At 53.5% G+C, this 20,143-nt stretch carries 14 protein-coding genes; all 14 read right to left on the bottom strand.

From position 1 onward, the window contains the following. Position 1: 1 nt before the first annotated feature. Entirely contained in the window at positions 2 to 556 is a 555-nt protein-coding gene (locus A2273_10250) for a hypothetical protein (protein OGF09000.1), read from the bottom strand. A 106-nt stretch (positions 557 to 662) separates the two neighbouring features. Continuing rightward, positions 663 to 2,450 carry a hypothetical protein gene (locus A2273_10245; GenBank protein OGF08999.1) on the bottom strand — a complete coding sequence of 596 codons (1,788 nt, stop codon included), beginning with the start codon at positions 2,448 to 2,450 and terminating at the stop codon, positions 663 to 665. A 52-nt stretch (positions 2,451 to 2,502) separates the two neighbouring features. Continuing rightward, on the bottom strand, positions 2,503 to 3,621 hold the full coding sequence (locus A2273_10240; protein OGF08998.1) for a ribosome small subunit-dependent GTPase A: 1,119 nt from the start codon (positions 3,619 to 3,621) through the stop codon (positions 2,503 to 2,505). A gap of 615 nt (positions 3,622 to 4,236) precedes the next feature. Further along, entirely contained in the window at positions 4,237 to 5,100 is an 864-nt protein-coding gene (locus tag A2273_10235) for a hypothetical protein (GenBank protein ID OGF08997.1), read from the bottom strand. Between the two features lie 71 nt (positions 5,101 to 5,171). Further along, complete coding sequence (locus tag A2273_10230; GenBank protein OGF08996.1) at positions 5,172 to 6,905, bottom strand: hypothetical protein; 1,734 nt, start codon at positions 6,903 to 6,905, stop codon at positions 5,172 to 5,174. A 35-nt stretch (positions 6,906 to 6,940) separates the two neighbouring features. Then, positions 6,941 to 8,773, bottom strand: coding sequence for a GTP-binding protein TypA (locus A2273_10225; GenBank protein OGF09144.1), 1,833 nt, complete (start codon positions 8,771 to 8,773; stop codon positions 6,941 to 6,943). Between the two features lie 23 nt (positions 8,774 to 8,796). Continuing rightward, complete coding sequence (locus tag A2273_10220; GenBank protein OGF08995.1) at positions 8,797 to 9,831, bottom strand: hypothetical protein; 1,035 nt, start codon at positions 9,829 to 9,831, stop codon at positions 8,797 to 8,799. A 23-nt stretch (positions 9,832 to 9,854) separates the two neighbouring features. After that, the gene (locus tag A2273_10215) at positions 9,855 to 11,087 is read right to left on the bottom strand and encodes an ABC transporter permease (protein OGF08994.1); all 1,233 of its coding nucleotides are present in this window, start codon (positions 11,085 to 11,087) and stop codon (positions 9,855 to 9,857) included. Between the two features lie 53 nt (positions 11,088 to 11,140). Next, the gene (locus A2273_10210; protein ID OGF08993.1) at positions 11,141 to 12,616 is read right to left on the bottom strand and encodes a lysine--tRNA ligase; all 1,476 of its coding nucleotides are present in this window, start codon (positions 12,614 to 12,616) and stop codon (positions 11,141 to 11,143) included. A gap of 100 nt (positions 12,617 to 12,716) precedes the next feature. Then, the gene (locus tag A2273_10205; protein ID OGF08992.1) at positions 12,717 to 13,178 is read right to left on the bottom strand and encodes a hypothetical protein; all 462 of its coding nucleotides are present in this window, start codon (positions 13,176 to 13,178) and stop codon (positions 12,717 to 12,719) included. Next, a complete protein-coding gene (locus A2273_10200) occupies positions 13,166 to 15,670 on the bottom strand; it encodes a hypothetical protein (GenBank protein OGF08991.1) in 2,505 nt (834 codons plus the stop codon). Before A2273_10200 ends, A2273_10205 begins: the two co-directional genes overlap by 13 nt. Next, entirely contained in the window at positions 15,667 to 16,899 is a 1,233-nt protein-coding gene (locus A2273_10195) for a hypothetical protein (GenBank protein ID OGF08990.1), read from the bottom strand. Before A2273_10195 ends, A2273_10200 begins: the two co-directional genes overlap by 4 nt. A 140-nt stretch (positions 16,900 to 17,039) precedes the next feature. After that, on the bottom strand, positions 17,040 to 19,082 hold the full coding sequence (locus A2273_10190) for a hypothetical protein (GenBank protein ID OGF08989.1): 2,043 nt from the start codon (positions 19,080 to 19,082) through the stop codon (positions 17,040 to 17,042). A 79-nt stretch (positions 19,083 to 19,161) separates the two neighbouring features. After that, a complete protein-coding gene (locus A2273_10185) occupies positions 19,162 to 20,136 on the bottom strand; it encodes a hypothetical protein (GenBank protein OGF08988.1) in 975 nt (324 codons plus the stop codon). Between the last annotated feature and the right edge of the window lie 7 nt (positions 20,137 to 20,143).

Here is a 20,143-nt window from a genome sequence, read left to right as displayed (position 1 = left end):
TTTATTTCAATTCGTTAAATTCTTTTCTGGTAAGCCCCATAACTATTTCATCATGGTGCTTGCCGTTAGTATAAACCATGCTACGCAAAGTGCCTTCCTTTTTAAAGCCAAGCTTTTCGTGCAACCTAAGAGATCGTTCATTGAAGTCATAAATATGGACATTGACCTTTTGAAAGCCCAATTCCATAAAATAATAATTCAAAACGATTTTAATAGCCTCCTTTGCATACCCCTTCCCCCAATATTTCCTTTCGATGCCTAAACCGTATTTAAATATCCCGTTCCTTTTATCGCAGGAAAAAGTGTTTATGGTGCCCAGTGCCTTACCCTTTAGGTCGGCGATTATCCAGCGGAAATTATCATTCTCCGGTTCGGCCTTTGATAGTGCTTCCACATGATCTTTCATTTTTTGATACGACCCAGGAAAATGGATAACGTCGCATAATCTGTCCGACTCGGTATCGTAATCTTTGGCCCATTTGAAGAACGAGCTGGCATCCTTGGCTTCCACGGCCCGGAGCCATACTTTAGAGCCTACCCATATATTATTTTTCATAATAACCTTTAAACTGTTTGGATTTTATTGAATTTGTCGGAAATTTAGACCACCCCCTTCCCCTCCTTGATCAAGGAGGGGATTTAGGGGAGGCCTAGTCCACAGATTAAGCAAACTGTATCCGGTACAGCTTGGCATAATAACCATTTTTTTCTAAAAGTTCCGAATGTCTGCCGGATTCCACGATCCGTCCCTTGTGGATCACCATTATCTTATCGGCATCCAGGATGGTGGAAAGCCGGTGGGCCACGATCACCGCGGTCCTGCCCTCCAACAGGCGTCTGATACCCTGCTGGATCAGCCTTTCCGACATGGGATCCACCGAGGAGGTGGCCTCGTCCAGGATCAGGATCTGGGGGTCGAAAGCCAGGGCCCGGGCGAAGGATACCAGCTGACGCTCTCCCTGCGAGAGATTGGCCCCCCTTTCGGCCAGTTCCGACTCCAGTCCGCTGGGCATCTTGTCCAATATCCTCTGCAGTCCCAGTATCTCTACCGCCCGGTCCAGCTGCTCTCCGGTCATCTCCTCTCCCAGGGTCAGGTTCTCCCGCACCGTTCCCGGAAAGAGGAACACATCCTGCAGCACCAGGCCGAAGTGCCGGCGCAGTTTGTCTATGGGTATTTCCTTGATGTCGATCCCGTCGATGGATATCCTGCCGGCCTGGGGGTCGTAGAACCTCAGCATCAAATTGATGATGGAGCTTTTTCCCCCGCCGGTGGCGCCCACCAGCGCTATCTTCTCCCCCTTGGTAATGGTAAAATTGATGTCTCGCAGCACCCAGTCCGGCTCGTCGTTTCCGGCCCTGGTGACATAGGAAAAATCAACGTCTTGGAATTCAATCGAATTCTTAAAATTGTCCCAGTTGCCGCCCGAAGCGGCATTGATCACCCTGGGTTCGATATCCATGATCTCAAAGACCCGCTGGGCGGCGGCAAAGGCCCGCTGCATGATGCCCACCTGCTCGGAGAAAGCGTATACCGGCATGAAGAATTGCCTTAAATACCCTAGAAACAACACCATGGCGCCGATGGTCAAAAGTCCCTGGGCCACCATATTTCCGCCCACCGTCAGGATGATGGCCAGCCCGATTATTTCGAATACCCCCACCAGGCTGAAGAAACCCATGGTCAGCACATCCGCCGGCAGCAGGGTCTTTATATAAGATCGGTTGAGCTGGGCCATCTTTTGTTTGACCGCGCTCTCCCGGGAAAAGGCCTGGATCACTTTCATGCCCTGGATCATCTCGGTAAGATAGGCCACAATCTCGGCGTATTTTTTGCGGACCACCAGGAATAGCGGCCGGACCTTTTTCTGGAACAGGATGGTCAGCAGGAATATCACCGGGACCAGGGTGGAGATCGCCAGGAAAAGCGGCAGGCTGACCTTCATCATGATGAGCACCATTCCGGCCAGGCTGACCACCGCCCCCAGCACGGTGAACATGGTGGAGGTGAACAGCCGGCGGATGGCTTCGGTATCGCTCTCCACCCGGGCGATCAACCTGCCCACCGGATGCTGGTCGAAATAGGCGATATCCAGTCCCAGCATATGGCCGAACAATTGCTCTTTTAGAGATGATACTATCCTGACCCCCAGAGACTCCAGCACCACCAGCATCAGGTAATTGACCCCGAAGGTGGCCAGTTGAAGCAAAACATACAGCCCTACGGTTATAAGCAACCCGTTGAAATCCGAACCGGCGATGTTGACATCGATGGCCCGCTTGAGCAGCAGGGGGGGCAACAGTCCCAGCCCGGATGACACCACCAGTATCAGCCCGCCGCCCAGGATCCTAAGTTTAAAAGGCTTCACCAGGGGCAGCATCCGTTTTAACAGTTGCCTGTCATATATTTTTTTTCCCAAGGGAAGATCGTCTAAATTTTCGTCGAACCACATATGTTTATCTCTTTTTTTGATTTGCATTAATCAGTTTGAGATTTTAGCAGCGTCAGCGTATTGTTGAATCCTTATTTAAATGCCTCCTTGTCTTGGCAATATTCTTCCATCTCTTTGACTGTTCCATCCGAACCTTGGCATTGTTTCGCATTTCCTGGTGCTTAAGCTCGCGTTGCAGTTTCAGGTAATTCTTGTATCGGATCCGGTCTATCTCACCGCTCTCCAGGGCCGATTTGACGGCACAGCCCGGTTCCTCCTGGTGACGGCAGTCGCCGAACCGGCATTGGGCGGACAACTGTTCGATATCATCGAAGGTTTCGGAAAGCCCCTGTTCGCCCTCCCAAAGCTGCAGCTCCCTCATGCCCGGGGTGTCTATCACGATGCCCCCACCCTCCAGAAGATACATCTCCCGGCTGGTGGTGGTATGCCGCCCCTTGTCCTTGTAATCGGACGTCTCCACCACCTTGATTATATCCCGGCCCAGCAGCCGGTTGATGATGGTGGACTTCCCCGCACCCGAGGAGCCTATGAATACCGCAGTCCTGCCGTTTTGAAGATATGGCGACAACTGCTCCAATCCCTCCCCCTGGGCCGCGCTGATGGCATGGACCGAGACACCCACCGCGGTCTTTTCCATTTCCACGATCTTGGCGTCAACTTCGGGGCAGAGATCGGCCTTGTTGAGCAGTATCACCGGGACCGCCCCGCTGTTCCAGGTTGTGACCAGGTACCGCTCGATCCGGCTGGGATTGAAATCGGCATTGAGAGCGGCCACGATAAAAGCGTAGTCGATGTTGGCAGCTATCACCTGTTCCTGCGAGGTGGCGCCGGCGGCATTCCTCGAGAACTTTGTTTTCCGGGGCAGGATCATCCTGATCATCCCGGAGTTATGCTGTTGGTCATGGATCATCATCACCCAGTCGCCCACTGCCGGAAAGGCCGACTCCGGTGTCTCTCCGTTCGGAGAGATGGTCTCGTTGTTGATCTTATCCCTCATTTTGCCCGATACCTGGGCGGTGATCTCGCCGCCCCCGGTCAGGACCTGGCATAAGTTGGTATGGACGGCCGAAACCCGCCCCACCAAAAAGTCATAATCGTATTTGGTCTTGTTTTTTATTTGTTTCAGATGGTCCTCAAAGAAAGGATCCCACCCGATATTTTTCAGGTCCATTGTATGATTTCCTTATTGTGCTGTTTGGTTTTTGGACATTGGCCTGTTCTATATGTTTTCAAAGGTCACTATCCATTTTCAATTCAGCAGAGTTTTGCCGCTGATGACCCGTGAATCGTTTGAAAAACTGTTATTAATGATCTGTTGGATCACATACAATTCATTCAATTCGGGGTCGCTTTTAAGACATTGTTCCAATATCTTCAGCATATTCTGTCCTCCCTTCGTTGTCGTGGCTGAACTTGCCATTACATTTCCCTCTCCTAATGCTTTAGGAGAGGGGCAGGGGTGAGGTCAAATAAAAAAGCCACAGGTTTTATTGTTTTCCTGCGGCTTTTATGGTTTACCATCGTAAAATGGCAAAAGGAAAAGGCCACAGGTTTTGGTGAACCCATGGCCCGTAAAATTATTCAGATCATACGGTATGGCCGATGAGCGCACCTATCCCACGATCAGTCGCGGGAACTGCAAAATTGCGATATTTAAGCATATTGTGAATCATTTCTTGCTATCGCCCTCTCGGCACTTAAAAGGTTAAAGGTTTTTGTTGACAACCGGATTGTATACCAAATAGTATATTTTGTCAAGATAAATTTTTAATAAAGCCAAAATTATTCATTTCTTGGGCGGGGTTTCCACGTGTATGGTTATTGATACTTCCGGCATCTCGTTCTGGAGATCCTCCTCCAGATGATCGGTCAGATTATGGGCCTCCTCCACCGTCTTATCGCCCTTGACGGTCAGATGCAGCTCGCTAAAAACCTTGTTTCCGCTGCGGCGGGTCTTGATATCGTGAAAATCCACGAACAGGCCGTCATGTTTTTTCAGAATTTCTACTATCCTGGCCTCCTCTTCGGGGCAGGACTGATCCATCAGGCCAGTGGATGATTTTTTTATCAGATCTATTCCCATTTTTGCCAGCACTATTGCCACCCCGATGGCCAAAGCCGAATCCAGGAAAGCCCACCCGGTGAACTTGGCCACTATCAGCCCCGCCACCACGGCTACTGATGAAAGCACATCGGAGAGCAGATGCTTGGAATCTCCCTCCAGGGCTATGGAGCCGAACTTGCGGGAGGTTCTCAAAAGCATCCATGACAGCAGGCCGTTCAAAGCGGTGGCCATCAGGGAGACGACCAGTGCCAGGTTGACATTGGACAATTCTGTGGGATGCAGCAACCGGAACACCGCCTTTTCGGTTATCAGCACCGCCGCCACCAGAATAAGGAAACCCTCGATCAGGCTGGAGATGTTCTCCACCTTCTGGTGGCCGTAATTGTGAGAGCTGTCGGCCGGTGAGTCTGCCAGGCAGACGGCATAAAGCATTATCCCCGAGGCGATGATGTTGACCACCGATTCCATGGCGTCGGACAGCAGGGCCACCGAGCCGGATAGAAAATACGCCGCCAGCTTCATCCCGAATATAACCAGCCCACCGGCCAGGGTGAACAGGGCCATGCCTTTTTTGGTAATGCTCATATACAATTTACGTAAGTTAATTTATACTCGTAATAATCTATGCCCCACGCCCATAGGTTATTACTTTCTGCTTAATATCTTAACAAACTTTTAAAAGAATTATATAACTGTTTATTTGGTTCTCTTGTGCTATTGATGAATTGTTTAAAATTACTTATTGCTTCAGTATATTTTTCTTTTGTTCTGAAGCCATCTGAAAGTCCGCTGTTTAATTGCATCACAAAAGAAGTTGATATATTTACTATTGGGTACCACTTGGAAATTGCGTCGGTAAGGTTGAAATTTTTAATGTATTTGATTTCAAATAAGTTAGCAATACTTTCATCAATAAATACTTCCATACTATTTGCTATTGCTGAAATTAGTAAAAAGTGCGCCCCCCTTTTACGCAGATAATCTAATTGCGTTTGCTCAAATTCTTGAATTTTACCTGATTTAGCTTTAGCCACCAGTTCTTTTTTCTTCAATGCAATGGCTTTAAGCAATGTATAGGCAAAATAAATATGTTTAGCTGTGGTATTATCATTAAAATACTTTACATAAAGTTCATCTGCTTCCCAAATATGATTTTTTTGATGATATGCAATATCGGGGTCACCATGAAAAGCAGCAAGAACTTGACCTGCAGTAACTGACGGTAGTAAATTTGATATTTTACTTTTTTTATCTTCTGAACCACCCCTTCGAGGTGCATAGTTTATATATTTCACATCGTCTTTAAATTCTTGTAGTATACGCGTTTGAATTCTATCGCTACTTCTAAAATCTGGGGCAGCAATCTTATTTTGATAGTTGTTATACTTCACTATATCTCTAATTGTTTTTGTATTAGGGCAGGTTATAAATCTGATCGGGACCATTACTTCATTACCAGGTTTTACATCTAATGAACCTATTGCACCAGTTGTTTGTGCACCATTAACTATTGATATCCCTTCAATATGCAATATATTCATTTTCGTGAAATTATAATTATTAACCAATGCCGTAATCCCGTTATTATAAACCCAAAAATGCTTGGGATCTTTACATGCAGTATTTTTAATCCCATTATTTATATCTTTATCTGTATCTCTACTACCAAAATAATCTCTAATATTGGCCGAGAAAAGCTTTGTTTTATGCTCTTTATATCGTTCGTAAAGCCATACTGCAGGTATAGCAGTTACATAGGCTTTCCATTCTGCGTTCTTTATTTCATAACCGCCGTTTATTGTTAAATCATATTTATCTGTAACTAATACAGGCATACTCAATGACTTATACCACTCTTCGATAGTATCACGGCTTATTTCTGCTGCAATAATTTCAATTTTATTTTTTGGCACTAATTTATTTATAAATGTTCTGGCAGTACGCCCCGAACTTTTAATCGCATTTTCAACGGGTTTAGATCCCGATAAATTATGCACATACCAAAAATATATTCTGTTTATTTTCTCTTCTTTTATTGCTGTTCTTAATTCTTGTGCATGCGTTTTTATATCATTTGGCAACTCTTCAATGGGTTGATTAAGTAACCAAGTGGCTGCGATATTTAAATCGTCAGCTTTGTTAGATTTTGCTCCTTTCTTTTGTTTTTTACATATATAAGCTTGTGCAATTACTGCCACTGCTTTTTCTTCATCAATATATATAAGATCTGCTTTTTTATCATTATCTCCAGTTAAGCTTGTTTCTGCAACCATTTCTATATCTTCAATATTAAAACGTACTTGCAGTGCAAAAAGCATTAACGCATTTTCCTTATATTGCTTTAAATCAACCCTGCTTTTATAAGTTTCAATATATGAATATTCTTTCATTTTCATCTCCTAATGCTTTCTATTTTGACCTTATTTTATTCCTCGGCCTCGGCACCCGGCTTGACCCGGCGCGACCGGCGACGGTCGATATCCGATAAAATTTTCTTCCTTAACCGGATGGCCTTGGGGGTCACCTCCACCAGCTCGTCATCGGCGATGAACTCCAGCGCCTCCTCCAGGGTCATGATCTTGGGCGGGGTCAGCCTTATGGCCTCCTCCGAGGTGGATGACCGCTGGTTGCCCAGCTTTTTGGCCCTGGTGACATTGACCACCAGATCGTTCTCCTTGGGCCTTTCCCCGATTATCATTCCCTGGTAGGCCCGGTCGCCCGGGGCCACGAACAGCATTCCCCGCTCCTGGATGGAATCCAGCGAGTATGAGGTGGCGGTGCCGGTCTCCATGGCCACCAGCACTCCGTTGACCTGGGCGCTGATCTCGCCCCGGTAGGTCTGGTAATCCAGAAAGTTGTGATGCATGATGCCGGTCCCCCGGGTGTCGGTCAGAAACTGCCCCCGGAATCCTATCAGGCCTCGGGCCGGGATGTTGAATTCTAACCGGGTTCGGCCCTTTCCATCGGCCTTCATGTTCTGCAGCTCGGCCTTGCGCTGGCCCAGTTTCTCCATCACCGCGCCCACATAGGCATCGTCCACGTCTATCACCAGATACTCAAAGGGCTCGCAGGTCTTTCCATCGATCTCCCTGAGGATGACCTCGGGCCGTGATACCTGCAATTCGTAGCCCTCCCGCCGTATGGTCTCTATCAGAATGGAAAGGTGGAGCTCCCCCCGCCCGGAGACCTTGAATGAATCCGGCGATCCGGTGTCCTCTATCTTCAGCCCCACGTTAGATTTCAGCTCCCGGGCCAGCCGGTCTCTTATCTGGCGGGAGGTCACGTAGGCCCCGTCCTGCCCGGAGAAGGGGCTGTTGTTCACCGAGAACAGCATGGAGATGGTTGGCTGGTCAATATCCACATAGGGCAGGGCCTGGGGGTCCACCGAGTCGGCGATGGTCTCGCCGATGTTGATCTCCGGAAATCCGGCCAGGGCCAGAATATCCCCGGCCGTCACGTCCTGCACCTCTATCCGCTTAAGGCCCTCGAAGCCGTAGATCCGGGTTATTTTCTCGATCTTGGTGGTCCGGTCCTTCTTTATCCGGGCCGCCGACTGTCCGGATCGTATCCTCCCGTTGAGGATCCTTCCGATGGCCAGCCGCCCCACGTAATCGTTGTAATCCATGCTGGTCACCAGCATCTGCAGCGGCTTGTCGGGATCCCCCGGCGGAGACGGCACTTTATCTATTATCACGTCAAAAATGGGTATGATATTGTTCCCCGGTTTTTCCAATTCCATGGTGGCAATGCCCGATTTCCCCGAAGCGTATACCACCGGAAAATCCAGCTGTTCATCGGTGGCGTCCAGGGAGACGAACAGGTCGAACACCTGGTCCAGCGCCCAATGGGGGCGGGAATCCGGCCTATCTATTTTGTTTATCACCACTATGGTCTTAAGGTCAAGCTTGAGGGACTTTTGCAGCACGAACCGGGTCTGGGGCATGGGGCCGTCCACCGCATCCACCAGCAGCAGAACGCCGTCCACCATCGACAGCACCCGCTCCACCTCGGAACCGAAATCGGCATGGCCCGGGGTGTCTACGATGTTGATCTTATATCCGTTGTAATGGATGGAGGCGTTCTTGGAGAAGATGGTGATTCCGCGTTCCCGCTCCAGGGGGTTGGAATCCATCACCAGTTCGGGCACCTCCTGGTTGTCCCTGAAAAGCCCGCTCTGCCGGAGCAGGGCATCCACCAGGGTGGTCTTGCCGTGGTCCACGTGGGCAATGATGGCGATATTCCTTAGTTTCTTGTCGATCATCTAATTAATCAGTCCTTATCCTAATTTTTCTTTCCCGGTTCCTGCAGGATCTTGTAGGTTAGGTCGTCCTTCTTTTCGATCTGGAATCCCTGTTTGGTCAGCGCCTCATAGGCCGCACTGCGGACATAATCGTCATCGTCGTCCAGGGCTTTCTTGAGAGACTTGACGGCCTTCTTGTCGGTCCAACCCTCCAGGCTCTGGGCGGCGGTGGCCCTCACCTCGAACTTGTCGTCCTTCAATGATCTCTGCAGAAATTTAAACACCTTATCATCATGGATGGGCGAGACCAATTTTATCAGGTTTACCCTGACCAGTCTTGAGTCGCTTTTCTGAAACTTCATCAACGAATCGAGCCTGGCCTCCAAACTGTCCGGTGGAAAAAGTTTTAAATTTTTATGCGCCAGGGTTGTCAGATTTTCTTCGCCCAAACATCGTATGAAAATATTTATGGCCGGATAATACGGCCTGGTTGAAAGTTCCAACAGGGCGTTCTCTTTAAGTTCGTCCGGAGCGTTTTCCAGCAAAGAGACCCATTCTGCAGCCCTCTTGGATCTTTTGGCCCGCTTGGCCGAGAGGTATTTTTTGATGCTTCCCAGGTAGAATTCCCGGGTAGAATCTGCTAGGGCCATCATTCCCTGCTTGTTGGCGAAGCATTCGTAATAGACCATCCTCGGCAGGCGGTATCTGGACAGGAATTTCCCGGAAAGACTGTTGGGCTTTAAAAAGGCAATGACATTCTGGCCCTGGGTAAAATACCGGGGATCGGCCCGGAATTCAGGGGACTGGATGACCATGACCTCTTTTATCTTCGGGCTGCCCTTGACCACCTCCAGCACCTTCAGCCGGTAAAGATAATCGCCGACGATCTCCTCTGGTCCGCTGTTTTTTTTCTTTTTGGCCGCCAATTCCTTCGCTTCCTGCACATTGGCATAGACTATCAACGGCGAGGAATCTATCTTATCGCCCATGGTATAGACCCGGTCGAAGGCCCTTACCGGCTGTGCCGATAGCCATAAGGTTGATAGAATGATGGAAAGTATGGTTTTGTTTTTCATTTTAAATATTTTACCTGAGTTTATTATTCATATCTTATGGCCTCCACCGGGTCCAGCCGCGATGCCTTCCAGGCCGGGTAGATGGTGGCCAGAAAGCTGATCAACACCGCCGCCGCCGCCACCAAGACGAAATCCCAGGGCTGGATCTGCACCGGCAGCTTGTTGATGAAATAGACGTCGGCCGGCAGATCGATGAACTGGTACTTGGCCAGCAGCAGGCACATCACATAGCCCAGCCCCAGCCCCAGCAGCGTCCCCACCAGGCCGATCATCAACCCCTCGTAGACGAATATCCGCATGATGCTGCGGGAGGTGGCCCCCATGGATTTGAGGATGCCTATCTCCCGGGTCTTCTCGATCACCGTCATGATCAGGCTGGAGATGATATTGAAGGCCGCCACCATTATGATCAGCACCAGGATCAGGAACATCACCGTCTTCTCCAGTTTGAGGGCCGAAAAAAGACTCCAGTTCAGCTGTATCCAGTCGTTATAGCGGTACTGGGCAGGGCCGAGCTTTTTGACGATCTCCCGCCCCACCTGCTGGGCCTGGTAGATGTCCGTGATCTTGACCTCGATGCCGGTCACCGCAGCGCCCATGTCCAGAAAATCCTGGGCCTCGTTGAGGCCGATGAACGCCAGGGTGGAATTATATTCGTACATTCCGGCATCGAACACCCCCACCAGCCGGAACTGCCTGGCCCGGGGCACCAGTCCCAAAGGTGTGGCCCGGGCGGCCTGGGGTGAGGCCACGGTGACGGTGTCGCCCAGGTGGGCCACCAGCCGGTCGGCCAGGTCCACCCCCAGCACTATGGCCGGAAGGCTGTCGGAATAGGCCGTGAAATCGTAATCCCCGGTGATCATATTGCGGGAGATATCGGTTATGGATTTTTCAATCTCTGGATCCACCCCCCGCAGGACCACCCCGTCCACCCGGCTGCCCACCGCGATCATGCTCTTGGTGTAAATAAAAGGCGAACTGCCGATGATGCCCGGCAGGGAATCTATCCGGGCGATCAGTTCATGATAGCCTTCGATGGGCTGATTGTGGTATTTCAGGATTATCACATGGGCGTTGGTCCCCAGTATCCGGTTGCGCAGGTCGGTCTGGAAACCATTCATCACCGAAAGGACTATCACCAGAGCCCCCACGCCCACGGTGATCCCGGCCAGGGAGATCAAGCTGACCACCGAGATGAATCCGGTCCTTCGCTTGGCCTTGAGGTGCCTTACGGCTATGAAAAATTCGTAGGACATTCAATTATTTTGCAATTTACAATTTAAAATATCAAGTTGAAATTATTTGCGGATCATTCCGGCTTCATGGTGGGAAAGAACACGATCTCCCGCACCGAGGTGGAATTGCTGACGATGGCGAAGAACCGGTCCATGCCCACCCCGAACCCGCCGCAGGGCGGCATCCCGTGTTCCAGGGCCTCGACGAAATCCCGGTCGTACATCTGGGCCTCGGTGTCGCCCTTCTCCCGCAGCCGGGCCTGTTCCTCGAACCTGGCCCGCTGGTCCAGCGGATCGTTGAGCTCGGAGAAACCGTTGCCCACCTCGGCCCCGGCGAACAGCACCTGGAAGCGCTGGACATATCCCTGGCGGGTGGGATGTTTCTTGGCCAAAGGCGAAACGTCCAGCGGATGATCTATCAGGAAGCACGGCTGGGTGAGCTCCGGCCGGACGAATTTTTTATAAAGCTGGTCTATCAGGCGCCCCCGTCCCAGCTTGGGATCGGGCTTGATGCCCATCTCCTTGAGCTTGGGTATCAGCGATTCGGTGGTGGGATACTGGTCCAGGTCCACCCCGGACTTGTCTATCAGCAGCTGGCGGTAGTCATAGCGGGGCCAGGGCCCTTTGAAATTGAGGACCTTGTCCTCGAAGGTTATCTCCAGACTGCCGAAGGTCTTTTCCAGCAGGGTGATGTACATCTCCTCCACCAAGGGCATCAGCTGGTTGTAATCGGCGTAGGCCCAGTAGAACTCCATCATGGTGAATTCCTGCAGATGCTGGGGGCTCATCCCCTCGTTGCGGAACACCCGGCCCATCTCGTAGACCTTGTCATAACCGCCCACGATCAGCCGCTTGAGGTGAAGCTCCAGCGATATCCGCAGGAACATATCGATATCCAGGGTGTTGTGATGGGTGGTGAAGGGCTGGGCGTCGGCCCCGCCGGGTATCAGCTCCAGACACGGCGTCTCCACCTCCATGAACCCCTTGGCATCCATGAAATCGCGCAGGGCCTTGACGAATCTGGTGCGCTTGATGAACAGCTGCTTGACCTCCGGGTTGGCGATCAGGTCCAGGTATCTCTTGCGGTAGCGCAGCTCCACATCCTGCAGGCCGTGAAATTTTTCCGGCAGGGGCAGCAGGGACTTGGACAGCAGGACCACCTCCTTGGCGTGGATGCTTACCTCCCCGGTCTTGGTCCGGAAGATCTTTCCCGCCACGCCGATGAAGTCACCCAGATCATACAGCTTGAAGGCCCTGTAGTTCTCTTCGCCCACCTCGTCCTGGCGGATGTAGCATTGTATCTTGCCGCTGTCGTCCGACAGGTGCAGAAAGGCCGCCTTGCCGTGGCCCCGGATGGCCACTATCCGGCCGGCCGCCTTAACCTCGCGTCCCGATTCGATCAGCTGGTCTGGGGCGGCCAGTATCTCGGCCGCCTTGATGTCGGCCTGATAGGAATAGGGGTAGAGATCTATCCCCATCTTTTTCAGTTCTTCAAGCTTATGGATTCTCTCGGCCCTTTCCGGGATCTGGTTTCCCAAATGTTCGGACATTTGATTCTCCTGGTTTACTGCTGGGTGAAGTGTATAAAAAACACCGAACCTAAAAATTTCAGTTCGGTGTCGTCTGGTTCTCGGTAATTATACCTTAAAATCAATAGATTTTCAAACCCTCGACCCCGGTTATCTGCCATTTTTTACGTTTTTTCAATTTAAGGGTCAAACGGGCCGGATTGCCGAAAGATCCCAAAATGAACCCCTGCTCGCCTCCCCGGCTCACTACTACGATGACCCCGATGGTATCCGTTGCCTCATCTCCCGTTACCTGAACCTTCTGGTCGTTAAGGGTGACCTTGGCCTTTTCGAACTCTCGGAAGAACAGGGTCAGGCTGGTGTCCACCTTGGGCTTGTCGAAAGGATCACAATAGAAATCCGGGCTGATGTTTTCCATGATCAGCGCTTTATTCTTAATCAGAAAGGCCTTGGTGGTCTGCTCCACGACGGCCTTGACCTTGGCTTTGGGGCTCAGCCAATTATTATAGATAACTGCAAAGACGATCAGGACCGCCAGGACAATAGCGGCCAAAACGATCCTGTTTTTGCCTACTTTAAGCATTCTTCTATCTTCCTGGTGTATTCATTCACCAATTCTTGGGCCCGGTTTTGATCGTCGGCCTCGGCATTGATGTGGAACAGCTCCCGGTTGGGATCGGGCAGCACCTGCACCCAGTCCCGGCCGTAGAACAGTTTGATGCCGTCGATGAACTGCTTCTCCGGGTGGTCCTTGGTCTGCTCCATCAGGGTCCTTAAGACCAGGCCCTTCTTGCTCCAGGGGCAGGGGATGTTCTTCTTGACCATGTGGCTTGGGGGGATCTCGGAAGTGATGCTCCCCAGTTTGCTTCCGGTCAGCGCCATCAGCTCCAGTATCTTGGTGATGGACAGCATGGCGTCGAAGGCCGGCTGGAATTCCGGGAAGATATAGCCGCCCCGGCGGCTGGCCACAAAGGCCACGTTCTCGCTGGCGGCCTCTTCAATCAGCGACCGGTTGTCTATCCGGCTGCGCTTGACCCTGACCTGGTATTTCTGGGCCATCTCCTCGATGGCCCGGGAGGCCGTCACCGGCACCGCCAGTTCCTTGACCGTCCGGCCCTTCATCACCAGCAGGCAGACCGCCGCCAGGGCCTGGTCCTCGTCCATTATCTTTCCCTGCTCGTCCACTAAGAAGACCCGCTCCGCCCCGCTGTCCAAAAGAAAGCCCACATCGGCCTTTATGGACTGCACCATCTGGGACAGCCTCTGCTGGGAGGCCACGAAATCATCCCCGCTCTTGGTGAGCTTCTCCGGGTTCTCAAAGGCGTTCAGGGCCACCACCTCGATGCCCAGCTCCCCCAGGATGGAGGGAAAGATCCCGGCCGCCGCCCCGTAGGCGTAATCTATCACCACTTTGTATTTGGCCTCCCGGATGGCCTGGGTGTCGATGTATGACAGCAGGCCCTCCCGGTAGCCCTCCATCACCCGGTGGGGGAATTCAATCACCCCGGTGTCCTCGGGCTGGGCCCTTGAAAAATCCTCCCGCAAAAACATCCGCTCCAGGTTCTTGATCTTCCCGGCCGGGAGGTCCTTGCCGTCCTTGTCGAAGAAGATGATGTCCACCATCTTGGGATCGAAGGGCGATTTTCTGGTGTGCAGCCCGCCCTGGTCCCCGCCGGTCTTGAGTTGGTAGCGGACGATGGGGATGGGCAGGGCCCGCAGCTCGTGGACCTTGACCCCGGCCGAAAGAAGCCCGGATATCACCGCCCGGTTGATCATCCGGCTGACCGGGTGGCTGTCCCGGCTGGTCAGCACCACCGATCCCTTGCCCAACAGCGCTCCGTAGGCCGCCCCCAGTTTGGCGGCGAACTCCGGGGTCATCTCCATGTTGGCCAGCCCGGTCACCCGGGGCCCGGCAAAGAACTCCTTGAACCAGCGGTCGCCCCAGATCAGGCTGGAGGTCAGCACCGCCTGGTCATCCACCGATTTTCCCGGCCACACCTTGACATTGGCGCTGACCCGGGCCTGGCTGCCGATCTTCACCTGGCTGCTGAGAATGGCGTGCTGTTCGATCACCGCCTGGCTGCCGATCTCCACCCCGTCGCAGACGATGGCCTCCTCGACCCGGGCTTTATCTCCTATATGACAGCCCGACCAGATGATGGAATGCTCGATGAAGGCGTCCTGGCCGATATGGCAGTCATTGCCGACGACCACGTCATGCAGGTGGGTCCCCTGGCCCACCGTGACGTTCCGGCCCATGATCACCGCCCCGGTCAGCCGGGAATTCTTGGCGTTGATGCTGGAGCCCTTGCCCACCCAGATGTCCTTGCCGATCAGGTTTAAGCGGTCGCCCTCGATGTCCACCCGGACCTCGCCCTTCAGGGCGTCCAGATGGGCCTGGCGGTACTCGGTGATATTGCCGATGTCCCGCCAGTATCCGTTGGTGATGCAGCCATAGAGCGGCTTGTTCTGGGACAGGATCAGAGGAAAAAGGTCCTGGGAAAAATCGAATTCTTTTTTAACAGGTATCAGGTCGAAGATCTCCGGCTGAAAGACATAGATCCCGGTGTTGATGGTGTCGGAGAACACCTGTCCCCAGGTGGGCTTCTCCAGAAAGCGGCTGATCCGGTCATCCTGGTCAGTGATCACTATCCCGTATTCCAATGGATTGGCCACCCGGGTCAGAGTGATGGTGGCCAGGGCCTTCTTTTTATTGTGAAAGGCAATGATCCCGCCCAGGTCGAAGTCGGTCAGCAGATCGCCGGAGATGACGATGAACGGCTCCTTCAAAAGCTCCCGGGCCATGCCCACCGCCCCGGCGGTGCCGTAATCGGAGTCCGGCCGGATGTATTCTATCTTGACCCCGAAGCCCGTGCCGTCGCCGAAGTAGTCGGAGATGCTCTCCGCTTGGTGGAACAGCAGGGCCACCATCTCGGTGATCTGGTGCTCCTTCAAAAGCATGATGATATGCTCCATCATCGGCCGGTTGACCATGGGCACCATCGGCTTGGGGATCTGGCAGGTAAGCGGCCTTAAGCGGGTGCCGAAGCCCCCGGCCATGATGATCGCCTTCATCGCTGCTTCCCTCCGGATATATTTTCCCGGTCCCGGGCCGTAGCCTCAAAGATCTTTTTCATCAGCTCGACATCCCTCTCCGGCATCTCCATTTTTCTCCTGGCCATTACCATCCGGCAGGTGGCCAGGACCTTCTCCAGCTTGTGGTCGTGGAACAGGTCGCTGCAGCCCCAGCTGAAGGATGGCAGGTATTTTTTCACCGGACCGCCGAAGATGTTGCAGCCGATCCCCACCACCGTTCCGGTGTTGATCATGGTGCCGATGGCGGTCTTGCTGTGGTCGCCGATGAAACAGCCCGCCTTGATCCGGCCGGAATCGATATGTTTATCGTTGGCCCAGACGATGATATTGCCGTAGTTGTTCTTGAGATCGGAGTTGCAGGTCTGGGCCCCCAGGTTCACCCAGCTGCCCAGATAGCTGTGGCCCAGAAATCCGTCGTGGTGTTTGTTGGAGAAATCCAAGATCACCGTTGCCTCTATCTCCCCGGCCAGCTTGCAGCCCCGCCCGGCGGAAACCCCGGGCCGGAGCTTGGCACCGTCTATCAGGCAATCCGGCCCGATGTAGCAGGGCCCATCTATCCGGCTGAAGGGCCGGATCACCGCCCCGGCTTCGATGATCACCGGACCCTGCCGGGTGTCTATGACCGATCCCGGCTCGATGACGGCCTTGGCGGATGATTTCAGATCGCTGCGTTTCCCCAGCAGGTATGAACCTTTGGACATTGGGAGGGAACTGCTCTTGAAATAACCGGCATCGTGTTCTATGGCCGGTCCGTTGTGCTCCACCACCTCCCACAGGTGGCGGAACAATTTTGCTGATGATGATATCCTCCTGGCCCCTTCGGCCAGCTTGAGCAAAAGGCTTTCATCCGGGTCGGAGGACAATATTTTCCCGATGCCCGAGGCATCGTCCAGCTTCAGCGCGGCGATAAAGCCGTCGCCGGTGACCGCCGCCTTCCCTTTGGCTTTCAGCAATGCGGACAAATCCTTTTGGGAGATGAAGGCCCTCCCGTTGACCAGAACCACCGGCCCCTGGCCGAATGCCGGGCTGGCGGAAAAAGCGATCCTTTCCCGGCTGGTCCATTGGTGAACGATTGCCGGCTTGACGCCTTTTTCCATCCGCTGTTTCAGCGAAAAAGCCCCGCACTTCAAGTCCCAGACCGGCCGGAGATAGGTCAGGGGATACAGCTCGGGATACAGATGATCCTCGTATAAGATGATATTATGCATTTGACTGATTACCATCGGGTTGATAGATGGTTAATAATAGCCTAATTGCGGGGTTATTGTCAACCTGAAAAGCTGGCATGTAAAATAACAAAAAGGCGAAGGATGTCTCCATCCTCCGCCTTGATCATGATGATAGCCGTTTACTGCTGGCTCATCACCACGAACTCTATCCGGCGGTTGGCCGCCCGGCCCCTTACCGTCTTGTTGGTCTCCATCGGCATATCCTCGCCGTAGCCCACCGCGGTCAGCCGTTCTCCGGCTATGCCATGCTTGTTGATCAGGTAATTGCGGACCGAGTAAGCCCTGGCCTCGGAAAGCTTCTGGTTCCTGACTCTGCTGCCCCGGCTGTCGGTATGCCCGCCGATCTCCACCTTGATGGTGGGATTCTCCTTCAGCAGCTTGGCGGCCCCGTCAAGAATCAGCATTGAACTGGCCATGATGTCGGCCTTGCCGGTACGGAACTTGATCCCGGATAGCACCACCTTCTCGCCCTTCTTGGGGATCATCCGCATCTCGAAGTTCTGGATGAAGGTCTGCTTGTCGTTGACCGGGGCCGGGGCGGTCTCGATGTTGTAGCCCTCGGCATGGGCCTGGATGTTGTAGATGTTGGGAGGCAGCTGGATGCTGTAGATGCCGGTCAGCAAATCGCTGGTGGCCGGGTTGTCCATGGCCTTCCTATCCGGGCCGTAGAAATATAATGTGGCGCCCATGGGGTTGCCGGTCTTCTTGTCCACCACTTTTCCGGTGATGGTCCCCTTGGGGAATTCCTTACGCTTGACGGGAAAGTCCAGCATCAGGGTCTGGCCGTCGGCCACGATTGCCGGGCGCTCCTGCCACAGGAAGGAGTCTCCGGCCGACACCCTCATCCGGTAGGTTCCCGGAGGAACGGTGATGGAGAAGCTGCCGTCTATCTTCTGCAGGATCGGTTTGGCCTGCCCGGCGGAGTCCACCAGGTAGCCCGGCATGGTGATGGTGGCCATCAGAAGGGAATCGGTGTTGGCGATCAGCACCTTGCCCGAGATCACCCCCTGGGGCACCGGCTTGGCCTTGGCCAGGGTCTGGGAGGAGACCGAGAAGCCGAACAGGGCGTTCCACTCCGGAGCCGAGGAGTGGCTGCCCATTTTGAACTCGCAGCCGCCGTCGATGGTGAAGCCGCCCGGGGTCTTGAATCGGATACCTGGGGTGATCCTGGCCGGACTGTTGTAGAAGAATGACTTTTTACCGCTGAGTTTTTCTCCACCGGCTTCAAGAACGAAGGTAACATAAGGACCGGCGTCTATCTCCAGTCCGAGACCCCAAAGTATCTGATTTTCCCTGACCACGGTGGTTTCCTTGGCGGGATGGGTCCAGCTGTCCGGATCCACCATCAGCACCGAATCCACATACCACCGGCGGGCGGTTGAATCCATCGGCAGGGTGTCCCGGGCAGGAACCAGCTGGGAATAATCAACCATAAAAGCTGGCTTGGCACTGCCGGCTTTTAGATACCCGATGTTGCCGTGCAGCGAGGCCGGGCCCAGAGACAAAGTGGTCAAAAACTTGGCTCCCAAATCGGTGCTGTGGGGGATCAGATTGCCGAAGCCATGGGTGGCCAAAAAAGAGTCCGGCTGCTCGGCCAAGGTGGTATTGTCGGTATATATATATTCGGTGGTGCCGGGAAAGCCTATGGAAATAAACGGCTCCAGGCCGACGGCATACGAAAATCTGGCCCGGCCATAAACCTTGGAAGGATAACTGCCTTTGACCTTTATCAACAGATCCCTCAGCCAGAACTTTGCCAGGTCGTTGTTGATGCCGTCATAACGGATCCGGTCGGAGATGACCCCTTCGACGTTGGAGTGCTTGTCATATACCGCGTACATCCGCGGGGCGATGGAGAATTCAAAATAATCCAGCGGAGCATAGGTTATTGAAAGCCGGGACCAGGCCGTGTAGTGCTGGTCTCCTTTGCCTCCGGTCATGGTGTCCCCTTGAAAAAGAAGATCGCCCTTTATCAGCGACCGGGAGGAGAGGTCCGACTCCAAAAAGCCCACTCCCAGCATTCCCCGTCCCAGGGTTCGGGCCGATGAGACCTTGAAGGTCCCGCAGCCTCCGTCGAAGGCCGGCGGATTATAAGCCTGCCCGGTAGCAATTAATAATGCAGACATTATTGCCGACAATGTCAGCGTTTTGATGAACCTCATGATATTCCTCCTACCAGTTATTTGTGCCAAAAATATGACAAGCTTAAATATACCAATTTATTATCCTGCTTGTCAAGGGTTAAAGGGCTTTCAGGGTTTTGATCAGCCCCTGGATATCGTTCGGAAGCGGAGATGAAAACTCCAGGTATTTTCCGGTGACGGGGTGGATGAACCCCAGGACCGCGGCATGCAGGGCTTGGCGGCCGATGGATGACAGAATACTTTCGGCCGAGCCGGGATCGCGCCGGGCAAAAGTTGTTATCACCTGTTTTCCGGTGCCGCCGTAAGTAATATCACCCACTATGGGATGCCCCAGATGTTTGAGATGGACCCTTATCTGATGGGTGCGGCCGGTCTCCAACTTCAGCTCCAGATGGCTGGCTATCCTGTACTCTCCCAGCACCCGGTAATGGGTGATTGCATTCCGGCCCCGGATGGCCGAGACATCCATTTTCTTGCGGTCGAAGGCGGACCGGCCGATGGGGGCATTGATGGTTCCCTCCGCCGCCGCCATCAGGCCCCAGGCCAGCGCCTGATAACGCCGGGTGATCTTGCGGGCCCCCATCTGCCGGGCCAGGACGGCGTGGGCCTGGTCGGACTTGGCCACCAGCAGCAGACCCGAGGTGTCCTTGTCCAGCCGGTGCAGTATGCCGGGCCGCTGGCCGTCTCCGGCATCCGAAAGTTGATCGGAGTGATGAAGCAGGGCGTTGACCAGCGTCCCGCTGTAATTGCCGGCCGCCGGATGGACCACCATACCGGCCGGCTTGTTGACCACCATCAGGTCGCCGTCCTCGAACACCACCTCCAGCGGGAGGTCCTCTGCCTGGGGCCGGTCTCTTTTTAAGGGTCCGGTCTCCTGCCGGAGGTGGACCTGGTCGCCGGGCCGGACCAGATAGGAGGGGGCCGACCGGCGGCCGTTGACGGTGATGTTGCCGGATTGGATCAGGCCCTGTATCCGGTTGCGGGAGATATTCAGGCCCTGGCAGATAAGATACCGGTCCAGCCGGACCGGGGTCTGCTGGGAGGATACGGTGATGTCGCTGGGGATCGCCATCTATATT

It is taken from the genome of Candidatus Edwardsbacteria bacterium RifOxyA12_full_54_48 (assembly GCA_001777915.1).
Classification (GTDB): Bacteria; Edwardsbacteria; AC1; order AC1; family EtOH8; genus UBA2226.
Note: the sequence above shows the minus strand (reverse complement) of the source record. Positions and strands in the feature narration are given on the sequence as shown.

Coding starts and splice junctions, on each gene's coding strand:
- A2273_10250 (OGF09000.1), bottom strand. CDS start 556: ATGAAAAATAATATATGGGTAGGCTCTAAAGTATGGCTCCGGGCCGTG.
- A2273_10245 (OGF08999.1), bottom strand. CDS start 2,450: ATGTGGTTCGACGAAAATTTAGACGATCTTCCCTTGGGAAAAAAAATA.
- A2273_10240 (OGF08998.1), bottom strand. CDS start 3,621: ATGGACCTGAAAAATATCGGGTGGGATCCTTTCTTTGAGGACCATCTG.
- A2273_10235 (OGF08997.1), bottom strand. CDS start 5,100: ATGAGCATTACCAAAAAAGGCATGGCCCTGTTCACCCTGGCCGGTGGG.
- A2273_10230 (OGF08996.1), bottom strand. CDS start 6,905: ATGAAAGAATATTCATATATTGAAACTTATAAAAGCAGGGTTGATTTA.
- A2273_10220 (OGF08995.1), bottom strand. CDS start 9,831: ATGAAAAACAAAACCATACTTTCCATCATTCTATCAACCTTATGGCTA.
- A2273_10215 (OGF08994.1), bottom strand. CDS start 11,087: ATGTCCTACGAATTTTTCATAGCCGTAAGGCACCTCAAGGCCAAGCGA.
- A2273_10210 (OGF08993.1), bottom strand. CDS start 12,616: ATGTCCGAACATTTGGGAAACCAGATCCCGGAAAGGGCCGAGAGAATC.
- A2273_10205 (OGF08992.1), bottom strand. CDS start 13,178: ATGCTTAAAGTAGGCAAAAACAGGATCGTTTTGGCCGCTATTGTCCTG.
- A2273_10200 (OGF08991.1), bottom strand. CDS start 15,670: ATGAAGGCGATCATCATGGCCGGGGGCTTCGGCACCCGCTTAAGGCCG.
- A2273_10195 (OGF08990.1), bottom strand. CDS start 16,899: ATGCATAATATCATCTTATACGAGGATCATCTGTATCCCGAGCTGTAT.
- A2273_10190 (OGF08989.1), bottom strand. CDS start 19,082: ATGAGGTTCATCAAAACGCTGACATTGTCGGCAATAATGTCTGCATTA.
- A2273_10185 (OGF08988.1), bottom strand. CDS start 20,136: ATGGCGATCCCCAGCGACATCACCGTATCCTCCCAGCAGACCCCGGTC.